This is a genomic window from Rheinheimera faecalis, assembly GCF_021290965.1.
Taxonomy (GTDB): Bacteria; Pseudomonadota; Gammaproteobacteria; order Enterobacterales; family Alteromonadaceae; genus Pararheinheimera; species Pararheinheimera faecalis.
Genome location: NZ_JAJOYT010000001.1, coordinates 283,607 through 295,369 on the forward strand (window position 1 = coordinate 283,607; position 11,763 = coordinate 295,369).

Consider the following 11,763-nt stretch of genomic DNA (forward strand, 5'->3'; position numbering starts at 1 on the left):
CCGGACGAAGTATCAGCTTCTGCTCAGTCTAAAAACGATAACCAACGGACAAACGCAGCATACGAGGCTCCAGCGGATGAAAGTGCCTGTCTTCCACAGCAGTGGCTTCGTTTTGCAAGCGGGATGGATAAAAATACACCATATCTGCTACTTTTCTGTTGGTCAGATTCAAGAGTTCAGCACCAAATTCCCATTGTTGCCATTGGTAGGATAAGTCCGCATTCAGGACTGTACTACTTGGCGCTTGCTGCTTGTTGTAGCTGTCGAGTGTTCTGTTGCCAAAATGGCGTAAACGTAGATTGGCATGCAGTCCTGTATCGTCATGGTAGTTGATGGCAATACTGGCAACGGCGGGCAGGGCTCCTTCAATAAACAAGCCTTCATCTGCACTGTTACTTTTATACCTGCTGCGACTGGTGGCAAGTTCCAGGTCTAAAGTCCAGGCAGGGCTTATCCAGTAGTACCAGGCTAGCTCTGCGCCGGTTCTGCGGGATGCTCTGTTCGGTTCTGTGCCTCCGGCATCCCCTATATAAACCAGCTCGGAATCAAGCTGCAAGGCCCAAACCGCGACCGAAATTTGCCATTGCTTCGATTGGAGATAACGCCAGCCGAGTTCTGCACCTTCAGAGCGAACCCAAAGTGGAACTGAATTAGCTGATTCTCCGGTAACAGGATCTGTGGTGATGGTTGCGCCTCTTGCATCATTAGAATGCATGCCTTGTCCAACAGAAAAATCCCAGTGTTGAGCTTCGTCGCTCTGGTAACGCAGCCCAAGTTTCACAGAGCTGATGCCTTGTGATGCGCGTCCACTGTTTTCCTGGCGAAGAAGGCTTTCTACTTTGGCAGACATCCAGTCATAACGTAGTCCAAGCTGAGCTTGCCAGTCGGGGGTTAACTGCAGTTGTTGCTGATGAAACACAGACCAGGACTGCTGTTGTACCTGATCCATTCGCACCGCCTGATGTTGTATTCTGTTTTCAGTCAGCGACAAACCAAGCTGATCAATATCGTCATAACGGCTTTGCAAACCAAATTGATGGCTCCAGTCTAAAGAGCCAAGCTTAAGCTGTAGCTCTTGGCTGATTTCACCGCCAAACAACTGCCTTTTATCGCTTTGCTCAAACTGGTCACCTTTGAGTGGATCATTGAGAAAGTAACTAAAATTCGACCAGAGCTGCAATTCACTCTGGATCCAATAGGCACTGGCTTTGAAGTTCTGCTGTTGCCAGTTCCCGGAGATGCTCTGCCTGCTACTATTGCCTCCGGAACTTGGGTCTATCACTCCCAACCTGTCGATAAGTCCCTGATCGATGGCCCGCTGCGGGATTTGATCGGCTGCATTCCAGCTATTGTCGTACAGCATAAAAGTTAGTTGTTGTGCTGAGTCTTGCTGTTGTGTGCTGTAACGACTGACCAGATTCACTTTTTTAACCTGTTCATCGACACCTTGCCATGGGCCTGCATAACCTTGCAGCTCGACTGCATTCAGCCAGTCTGCAGAGTCATAACTTGTGCTGCCACTGACTAAAAGTCTCTGGTATTGATGTTGACCCAAGCTTAATTGAAGCTGTTCTGGACTTTGATTTTTTAATTCAAAATCAGCAGCTCCTGCATTGGCAAAATCACCATCCTGCGCCTGATAGTTACCTTTACGATAGCGGATATGTTCCACCAACTCGGGGATCAGAAAATTCAGATCTGAATAGCCCTGACCATGGCCATGGCTTCTCATATTCACTGGCATACCATCGACTGAAGTTGCAAAGTCAGTGCCGTGATCCAGATTAAAACCCCGTAAAAAATACTGATTGGCTTTACCACTGCCGCTGTGTTGAGTCACAACCATGCCTGGCACAAACTCCAGCATATCACCAGGTCTTAGCAGTGCCCGTTGTTCAATATCCACGCCATGCACATGGCCTTCTGAGGCATTGATAGTGGATCCATGCTGGTGTTGATTGCCCCGTACTAAAATCAGTTCAGGTTCTGTTGCACTGGTCTGCTCTTGTGCTGTGACCAGAGCTGAACAAAGCACTAAGGTGCAGCTTAACATCTGTTGAGATCTGTTCATCAGGGAGCCATTTGGGTCAGATTCAGGGCAGGGCTTCGTTGCGAGACAACCCATTGTTTGTCTTGCCAGCTCACCAGCAGTTTATGATCGTGCAGCTCGCTAAACAGCTGATAATGTAACGAACTTTGTTGCGCATCACAGGTGCTGAATAAGGGCAAACTTAAATAATAGGTTTGATTTTTCTCAACAGCTGTCCATGCATTGGCCTCTGTTTCCAACACACAGCTGTTATTCTGCTTGCTCTTTACATGCAGGTGTTGCTGCAAATAGCTGATGATCTGTGTTTTGTTTTTTTGGATATCACTCCAGCGAACATCCTGATCCGCAGGCCAGTTCAATGCCTGTTGTAAGTCGACAATACTCAGTTCCAGTGTGGCGGATAACCCTGCCTCTGTATTTTGTAGTTGCATAAAGGCGGTGCTTAAACTGTGTGCTGAGACAGAGCAACTTAGACATAAGCTTATGACTGCAAAACATTTCATGGTTGTTCTCCTGTTTGGACTGAGCGGGCGTTGTCTTGCTGCGACTGCGCAAGTGCCAGAGTGAATAACAGCTGATCATCCGGCTCTTGTGCTTGCTGGACATTGAGTCTGGCGTAGTACAAGGCTTTTTTTGGATCAGGGGCGAGTCGCAGATAATAATGAGCCAGGTCAGCGCTGTGCAGTGTGTCCTGACGCTGTTCCCGCAGTGAAACCCTTTGCTGCATCAGGAGTTGATACTCTTGCCCTTCGGCCAGTTGTTGTTCTGCTAAAGCCAGACGCAGCAGAAGAGCGTCTTCGAGCTGTTGGTGTTGCTGCAAATACTGTAATTTCTGATACACCAAAGCGGCATCCTGCTTCAGCGTCAAATCGGCCCATTTCACCCAGAGTGGCAAAGGTGCAAGCTCAGATTGTGCTGCGAATAGCAGCTGCTCTAACCAGGCTCTGGCTTGTTTGGGTTGGTGTAAGGCTTCCGCTTGCTCAGCCAGCACGGCTATCAGCCACTGTTGTTGCGCCAGTGGGATACTTTGCTGTTGCCTTGCCAACAGTTGCAAAGCCTTGTAACTGTCCTGAGTTTTGCCTTGACGTCCTGCAACTTCCAGACTGCACAAGGACAATAAAAACAGCTCTTGTTGCCCCAGCAACTTTTTGCATTCAGCCAGCGCTGCTGCAGTATTATTTTGTACCAGATAAATCCGGTTTTTCATTAACAAAGCATTGATATCGTCAGGCTGCAGTTGCTGGGCTTTTGCCAGATAATTCAGCGCATCCATAAACTGATGTTGCTGCTGTGAAGTATCTGCCAAAGCCAGCCAATAGGCGGCAGAGGAGGGATTGTGAGCCTTTTTTAATAGCTGCTGTGCTTTATCAAAATAGCGGCTCCAGCCCGGTTGACGAGCCAGTTGCAGGTAGGCCTGTGCCAGTGTCACCTGATCTGCAGCTGACTGAGATTGTGAAGCCTGATATTCCAGTCCTGTCACCCAAGTGGGCAACACAACGCGGTTTTTGCTCTTCAACATCAATCCGGCTTCAGGAGATGCCGCGAAAGTTATAGCGGGTAAGGCTGCTGTACCTGCCATTAAAAGAGAGACCAGGGTAATGCATGCTGCTTTTTGTAACATCATTTGCTCCATAAAAGCCCCGGTCAGACCGGGGCTTGCTTACTTCAGTCCCTTGTTACTGAAACACTTCAGCGTAATCCGCTGTATCTTCAGTGTCCTGAGTAAAATCCCGCCCATTGGTCGATAAGGCCATATCAGTTTCCTGTTGAGCAAAAGCGGCTTTGCTGTATTGCAGGAAGGAGACTATGGCCCTGTTGACGTCTACGCGGATTGTCGCGCTTGCGGTGAACTCTCCATCTGTAACCCGGGCGACAAAACTGTCGCTGCCTGTATATTCAGCCTTGGGTTGGTAAACAAAATCACCATTGCTGTTCAGTGTCAGGCTGCCATTGGCTGGTTGAGAGTCGATGCTGTAGCTCAGCATATCTCCGTCTGGATCTGTGGCCATCAGTTTATCCATCACTTGCGTCTCTGTTTCTGTCACAAAACTGGCTTCGGCAAATACAGGTGCCGAATTTTTTTTGTCGTCAGACCCACAGGCGGATAACAACACTAGAGGGAAAAGCCATATTAATTTACGCATTATCCAGCTCCTTCTTAGTTAGGTGAACCGGCCAGCGGTGCACGTAAATAGGGAAAACTGCTGTCTATCATGCTGGCATCCAGCGGAGCACCATCTGTAAAAGGCACATTACCTACGGCGGCATCTGCAGGTTCACAGAGGCCCAGATTAGTCGGTGTGCCATTGACCGGAATGTCATGACACAAAGCGCCCATCATGACCCGTAGCGCAATATCAACTACATCATCACCAGGGCGACGACCATTAGGGAAGCCAGCTAAATCGTTGCCTGCAACACCAAAAGCGGATTGACTGGCTGCTGGTGTAGCCGCTATGGCCGTATTTAACCGCAGCATTTCAGATGGCGTGACTGTACTTAACTGATTCACACCAGGCACACCTGTTAAAAATGCCGTCACCAAGTCGTTGCGTGGGAAGTTAGTTGGTGCTAAGTCCTCGATGCTGGTCCCCAACGTTGCGTTGACGGCGTCTTTAAACAGCACATTCAGCAGAGCGGGTAAGCTCGGATGGGTCACATAATCGGCAAACTGACCATCGTCTTTCGGGTGACTGGCTGAAAACTTATCTTTATCCGCCACACCTATGACCAGCTCATTCACCAGCGGGTTACTTAAACGCGAAACCTGTACTAAAGCGCCGCCATTGACTTCTGTGTTATCAAAAGCCGGATTGGGGTTTAAGATCCTCGCTTGTGGCAGACTAGCTGTGGTCCAGGCACCAATTACACCGTTACCGCTTCCTGTGATACAAGAGGTTGGTAGTTCCAATGCTAGTGTGGTGACATTTTTACCACGTAAATCATCATTGGCAGTGTTTTGCGTAATGCCACCAGGAAAGCCAGCCGCATCACCTGCACCAGGAGCACTGTCGCCTTCAACCGGAACATAATTGACTAAATCGAAAGTTTCACCCAGGTTCACAACAAAAGGATCTTTGCGCTGACCGACAAAAACACGGGCTTTGGCGTCACAGCCAGGCAAGCTGGTTTCGTACATATATTGGTTCGCATAACTTTGGTAAGCAGCGCTGTTGCCAAAGGTTTTTTCGCCAATGTAATCGTAAGGTTTGGTAAAACTACCGTCAGCAGAGCCTGAACTTAAGGCGGTTTTAGTGCCGCTTTGCTGCGGTCCTGTCACCAGACTTAATTGGTAGGTTTCAACGAAGTTTAATGCTGCTGAGTTACCTGCACTGATAGCACCGACGTTCTTCAACGGGACAGCCACCATTTTTTGGTTGTCGGCCGGACCTATAGGAAGTTTTACGCCCATGTTGTCATTGGCTAGTTGCTGGCTAAAGCGGAATTGGAAGGTCAGATCTTCGACCGCATCCCCAGTGTTATCGATGTGGATGCTATATACAGCCGCAGGGTCGAGCGCAAAGTAATTTGGCCCACCTTGTGGGTCTTGTAGCGGAATATAGTTTGCCAGCACAGTGACATAACCGGTGCGGCCTGCTTCGTAGCTGTTAAACAAATAAAAGTCGGTCGAATCGAGTGTCGGCAGGCGGGTAATATTTGGAGCCTCTCTGTGACTGGATGCCTGAGCCATACCTGATAAGGCTATAGCGACGGCGAGACTGATGGTACTTATGGTTTTTTGTAGTTTCATCATGGTGTTCCTCTGTTGATGTTGCAGAGGGAGTAACGACAACTTGTTTTTTTTGGATGCAGCAAAAAGAAAATAAATAAATTATTTATTTCAGGCCGTTTTTAGCTGCTGGGAAAAACAGGACAAAGAGACATAAAAAAACGGAACCTGATGGCTCCGTTTTGATTCAATAACACAATTCATCACTCAAGTCAGAGTGTCATTAACTCGCTGGTATGCAGCACAGCTCCGGTCGGCTGTCCTGTAGGTGAGCCTCCTTTAGGTTCTAAACTAACTGCTAGTACAGCTACCACTAAACCTGCAGCAGCTTTTGGCCATGGATAACTGACTTTGCCATTTTGTGGCAATAACCCCAGTGAAATAGGGGGCTGACCTGAGGTCGGTAGCATCCAGAGTTCATAATCATGCGCCGGATCGGCAGGCACAGCAGCAGTGGCTTGCAGTACCACTGTGTCGCTTTGTTTTGAAACTAACCATAAGGCTTTCGCCTCTTTGGTTTGGATCACGGCCAGCTCCACTGGTGCTGTAGCCGGAGGGGGCAGCAATAACACCAAAGCGAGGCAAGCTGCAGCGGCGATAGCCACCCAGTTCGCCGGATGCAACCAACTGCTTTTGGGTTTGAGCTGCACTACCTCTGCGCTTTGCCAGCCAAGGCGTTGTTGCAATTTTTGCCATAGATTTTCATCAGGTTCTACCGCAGGCAACGACTCTGCCAGTGGATTCAGGTGTTGTTCCCAGCGCCATACTGACTCACGTGCCTGCTGTTGTTGCATCAATAGCCGCTGAAATCTTTGTCTGGCTTTTCCCCTCATGGCCCCTAACACATAGTTCACACTTAAGGCGTCCAGCCGTTCTTGCTGTAAATAATTCATGCTTCAAGACACCTCTTTAAGCGGGCTAAGCCCCGGCGTATCCAGCTTTTGACCGAACCTAAAGGCGCGCCGGTATGGCTGGTGATTTCGTGATGTGTCAGGCCGTTTACAAAAGCCAGATAAATAGACTGACGGTGCTCAGCCTCCAATGCAGACATACAGTCATCCAGCTTGACCTTTTCCCTGGCCAGGCTGACAGACTCCCCCTCGTTATCGTCCGGGCTCCAGTCCGGATCCAGCTCTATATGTTCGGCTTTAAACTGTCGGGTTTTGATCAGATCCAAAGCCCGGTAACGGGTGATACTGATCATCCAGGTCATCACAGTGCCTTTGTCGGTATGATAATCTGCCGCATTGTGCCAGATGCGGACAAAGGCATCCTGCAATACATCTTCTGCCCAGTCCCGGCGTCTGAGCAATTGCAGGCTTACGGCAAAAAGTTTTCCTGATGTTGCTTTATAAAGTTGTGCAAAGGCGTTTTTATCGCCCTGAGCAGTGGCCTGTAGCCATTGGATCAACTGTTCCTGTGGTCCCATTTGTTATTTTTCCACTCCGTTACTTTGACGTCTATATCAGCTACGAAGGGCACAGAGCTTTGGATGCACTCTGGTGAAACTTTTTTGTTGCCGCTAAGATAGCCGCCAACCGAAATAACAAGGCGCTTGTATGGCTTCCTGGATAACAGCTTTATTAGATTCTGCGGTGGGCCGCTGGTGTGGAGTGCCACAGGCCACTGCTTTACAGCGTGCTTCAGGCGAAATGCAATGTTTTAGCGGCTCTGTGCTGCTGTGTGGAAAAACGTCGGAACACAGTGTGTTGTTACGTCAGCATCTGAGCGCTTTGCCGGATATTCGTTTTGAAGAGAGTTCAGATCAGCCACTACAGGCCATTATTTTTGATGGCACAGAGCTGCAAAGTACCACACAACTGGATTTACTCTGGCAGCAACTGCACGCTGTGTTGCCTCGTTTAGCGAAGAATGGTCGTTTGATAGTGCTTGCGCGTGCTGTGTTGCATGCCACAGATGCCGACGCGGCCGCAGCTGCCGGGGCTTTATCAGGCTTTACCCGCTCCATTGCTAAAGAACTTGGCCGTTTTGGCAGCACGGCAAACTTATTAGCATTAGATCAGGGTGTGCAGCAGAGCCTGTTGCCTGTGGCCGAATTTTTCCTGTCCAAAGCTTCGGCTTATGTCACTGGGCAAGTCGTGGCCGTGCGTGCAGTGGACGTCACACAATTAAGTCCATGGCAACAACCACTTCAGGGTAAAACCGCCTTGGTGACAGGAGCAGCTCGTGGCATAGGTGCTGCTATTGCTAAAACGCTGACAGAGCAGGGCGCTAAAGTCATCGGGCTGGATATTCCACAATCCGAACAAGCACTTGTTGCCTTGATGCAGCAGTTACAGGGCCAACCTCTGTTGCTGGATATCAGTCAGGCGAACAGTGCTGACGTAGTCAGTGACTGGCTCAGCCAGCAAGGAATAGCGCTGGATATTTTGGTACATAATGCGGGTATCACCCGGGATAAGTTGCTCCATCGTATGACGGAAGTACAGTGGACTCAAACGCTGGACATCAATCTGCGTGCTGTGCAGCGGATCAATACCTTGTTGCTGCAGCGCCAGCAAATACAGCCGGATGGACGGGTGGTGCTGTTATCCTCGATGAATGGTTTAGCAGGACAAAAAGGTCAGACCAACTATGCCAGTTCAAAAGCCGCTTTGGTGGGCTATTGCCAGTTTATGGCAACACAAGATCAGCGGGGTATTACTTTTAACGCCATAGCCCCGGGTTTTATTGAAACTCAAATGACTGCGGCCATGCCTGCTGTGCCGCGTGAAGTAGGGCGCAGACTGAACTCATTGCATCAAGCGGGTTTACCTGAAGATGTGGCTTTGGCTGTGGCCTTTTTTGCACGGCCTGATGCAGCAGGTTTAAATGGCTCTGTGCTTAGAGTCTGTGGTCAGTGTGTGATTGGTGCCTGACTCGTCGACATTGTTTGCGCCAGAACCATTAGCTCCGGAGCCAACAGCTGCAGCTGCCCAGACATCAGGTGGCAGCCAGGCTTTTTTCCATGGCATAAACTGCTCTGCAGGCATAGGGCGGGCTATGCCATAGCCCTGCGCATGAGTACAACCTAATTGCAGTAATAACTCGCCATGTTCTGTGGTTTCAACACCTTCGGCTACAATTTCCCGTTTAAACTCATTGGCCAACACAATAATACCTTTGAGAATGGCCAGGTCATCCGGATCGACCAACATGTCGCGGACAAAACTCTGGTCGATTTTTAATACTGTCGCAGGCAGTCGTTTTAAGTAGGTCAGCGACGAATAGCCTGTACCAAAATCGTCCAGCGCAAAACTGACACCACTGCGGATACAGGCCTGCATCACGGCCTGCACATGAGTTAAATCATTCAGTGCGCTGGTTTCCAGAATTTCCAGCTGTAATAACGAAGCCGGCACGTCTGAATAAAAATGCAGTAACAACTGCAGGCGATTGACAAAATCCAGCTGCTGCAGGTGATAGGCAGAAATATTCACACTGACAGGGATAGTCATACCCTGACGTTGCCATTCAGCCAACTGCCGTAATGCCTCTTCGATAACCCAATAACCTAACTCCACACCCAGGCTATGCTGTTCTATAGCGGGTAAAAACAAGCCTGGCGCCACCATGCCTTTTTGTGGATGTAGCCAGCGGATCAAAGCTTCAGCTCCTATTACTTCGCCAGTATGCATGTTTACTTTAGGCTGATAAAACAATCTGAACTGCTTGTGCACCAGACCCTGACGAATTTCCAGTATGGTTTCCTGATGACCACGTAAACTACGGGCATAGTCGGTATCAAATAAATGACAGCGGTTTTTACCATCTTGTTTGGCCTGATACATCGCATGATCGGCCTGACGTATCAGCTGTTCTGCTTCTGTGGTATCAGCCTGAGGGTAAAAGGTCAGGCCTATACTGGCCGATACCGACAGCATCCATTCATCTATTTTCAGTGGTTTTGCCACCACATCCAGTAGTTGTTCTATTTTCGCAAGGCCTGCCTTTTTATTGCAAAGCTGTGGCAGCAGCACGACAAATTCATCACCACCAATACGGGCCAGCAGTTCTTCTTCTCCCAATTGAGCTTGTAAACGCTCAGATAGGGCGATTAAAAACTGATCACCTGTTTCATGGCCGTGGCGGTCATTAATTTCTTTAAAGCCATCCAGGTCCAGATAGGCGATGGCTAACATCTGATCGGCGCTGGATTTTTTTAATAGCAGCTGTAATTGCTGGGTTAAGGCACTGCGGTTGGGTAATCCTGTCATGCCATCATAAAGCGCTATTTTTTCCAGATATTGCTGTTGCTGATACTGATTGGTGATATCCGAAAACAGGCCGACATGATGTTGTAATTGACCTTTATCATCCAGCACAGCGCTTAAAGTTAAACTCTGGAAATAATCTTCGCCTGATGCTTTGCGACTCCAGAGCTCTCCTGACCAAAACCCCTGTTGTTGTAAGTTCTGCCACATAGTGCTGAAGGTAAGTTCATCCTGATGCTCCGACTGTAATAACCTCGGGGTACAGCCTATGGCCTGTTTCGCACTGTACCCTGTGATTTCAGTAAAAGCCTGATTGACATCAATGATGACGCCCAGTGGGTCGGTGATCATGATGCCTTCACGGGCATGGGTAAACACACTGGCGGACAAGCGAAGCTTATTATCGGCAGTATGTTCCAGTGTAATGTCACGTGATAAACCTACAGTACCTACATATTCACCATCAACCAAAACCGGCGCTTTATAAGTTTCGAACCAGTGTTGTTCAGTATCAATTTTATGCTCAGAGCGGATCACCTGAGGTTGCCCGGCCGCCAGCACTTGTTTGTCGTGTACCACATGGCTTAAAGCACGTTGCGCGTCAAAAAGCTGTGCATCCGTTTTGCCCACCAGCTCGCTGATCTCTTTGTTCTGAAACTGCTCCGCAAATTTTTGGTTCACTTCCAGATAACGTCCATGAATATCTTTTAACCAGACTACAAAAGGGATGCTGTCGATCAAAGTACGCTGATACTGCTCTTTTTGCTGCAAGGTATGGATCAGGGCCTGGCGTTCCTGAATGGTGCTGTTCAGACGAAGTTGTGTTGCCCCCAGCCAGCTCATAATACTGCCTGGTTTGGCTTTGCGCAGCTCTGAACTTTGCAGCACTTCACCACTGCCCATGGCTTTAATTTGTTCATACAAACGACCGACTGAGGCACCCAATATACTGTTGTGTACGCGTTTAATATCCCAGAGTGAATAAAACAGCAGTAAGCCGGATAAAATAAACAAAATACGGGTGACCAGCGCATAAAACATTGCATCTTCAACCTCGTCTGCAGTTCGTTCATCGACCAGACTGTATACAGTGCCAATAGGCTGCATTATGGCTATTTTTGCGTTGTGGTAGTTTTTATCAAAAACGGCGAGCAAAGCTTGTTGTTTGTTTTTCTCTTTTTGTGCAGGATCGATTTCCGGCCGTTCCAACAGCTGCATGGCTTTTTGCTCAGTCACGGCCAGCGCATCAGACTGAATTTTGGCTTCCTGCAAGGCCGCCATTTCTACTGTTGTAAAACCAGAGGCTTTCATTAAGTCCAGCAAGGCTACACGTGAACCTGCAGGGCGTGGTCTGTTGTTTTCTTCACCCACTAAATCCCAATACACCTGATGGTAATCAACAGGACGTGCAGCCTGACCATTTCGAATAGCGATAATTTCATTAAAGTGGTTTTTGTAGCGATGTTCCCCTGTGGCTATGTAACTTCGCACCATGCGGGTTAAATCATCAGAGGACTGGCGTAGCTCACCAATTATTTTTAATGAGTACACCCGCTGATCATTGGCTGTATCAATACGTTTTTCTGCATAGACATAGGCAACAAAAATGGCACTAAAAGTTAATAGCAATGCAAAGGCTGCCCAAAATCGCAGCGTCAATTCAGAAGTGGTATAACGCCTTACCTGCACAAAAACTCCTGTTTTTTGTCTGTTCAGCCGATAAAATATGTGCTGCAAGATGCCATTGTATTCTGACTCAATAGTTAATG

General features: G+C 48.5%; 9 protein-coding genes. 1 reads left to right on the forward strand and 8 read right to left on the reverse strand.

What is annotated here, in order from left to right:
- Positions 1-28: 28 nt before the first annotated feature.
- The 7 genes from LSG34_RS01310 to LSG34_RS01340 all read right to left on the reverse strand — a co-directional run bounded on the left by LSG34_RS01310 (position 29) and on the right by LSG34_RS01340 (position 7,209).
- Complete coding sequence (locus LSG34_RS01310) at positions 29-2,071, reverse strand: TonB-dependent receptor (protein ID WP_233007022.1); 2,043 nt, start codon at positions 2,069-2,071, stop codon at positions 29-31.
- On the reverse strand, positions 2,071-2,481 hold the full coding sequence (locus LSG34_RS01315; protein WP_233007023.1) for a hypothetical protein: 411 nt from the start codon (positions 2,479-2,481) through the stop codon (positions 2,071-2,073). The genes LSG34_RS01310 and LSG34_RS01315 overlap by 1 nt, the downstream gene beginning before the upstream one ends.
- 68 nt (positions 2,482-2,549) lie before the next feature.
- Positions 2,550-3,671 (reverse strand): tetratricopeptide repeat protein, encoded by a 1,122-nt coding sequence (locus tag LSG34_RS01320; RefSeq protein WP_233007024.1) that lies wholly within the window; start codon positions 3,669-3,671, stop codon positions 2,550-2,552.
- Between the two features lie 55 nt (positions 3,672-3,726).
- On the reverse strand, positions 3,727-4,194 hold the full coding sequence (locus tag LSG34_RS01325) for an Ig-like domain-containing protein (protein ID WP_233007025.1): 468 nt from the start codon (positions 4,192-4,194) through the stop codon (positions 3,727-3,729).
- Positions 4,195-4,208: 14 nt separating this feature from the next.
- Entirely contained in the window at positions 4,209-5,801 is a 1,593-nt protein-coding gene (locus LSG34_RS01330) for a DUF4331 domain-containing protein (RefSeq protein WP_233007026.1), read from the reverse strand.
- Between the two features lie 191 nt (positions 5,802-5,992).
- Entirely contained in the window at positions 5,993-6,673 is a 681-nt protein-coding gene (locus LSG34_RS01335) for an anti-sigma factor (RefSeq protein ID WP_233007027.1), read from the reverse strand.
- Complete coding sequence (locus LSG34_RS01340; protein ID WP_233007028.1) at positions 6,670-7,209, reverse strand: sigma-70 family RNA polymerase sigma factor; 540 nt, start codon at positions 7,207-7,209, stop codon at positions 6,670-6,672. The genes LSG34_RS01335 and LSG34_RS01340 overlap by 4 nt, the downstream gene beginning before the upstream one ends.
- 130 nt (positions 7,210-7,339) lie before the next feature.
- On the opposite strand from LSG34_RS01340, the gene LSG34_RS01345 reads away from it, so the two are divergent.
- On the forward strand, positions 7,340-8,659 hold the full coding sequence (locus tag LSG34_RS01345; protein WP_233007029.1) for a 3-oxoacyl-ACP reductase: 1,320 nt from the start codon (positions 7,340-7,342) through the stop codon (positions 8,657-8,659).
- Here LSG34_RS01345 and LSG34_RS01350 read toward each other — a convergent pair.
- A complete protein-coding gene (locus LSG34_RS01350) occupies positions 8,609-11,683 on the reverse strand; it encodes a bifunctional diguanylate cyclase/phosphodiesterase (RefSeq protein ID WP_233007030.1) in 3,075 nt (1,024 codons plus the stop codon). The two genes, LSG34_RS01345 and LSG34_RS01350, sit on opposite strands and share 51 nt — an antisense overlap.
- Between the last annotated feature and the right edge of the window lie 80 nt (positions 11,684-11,763).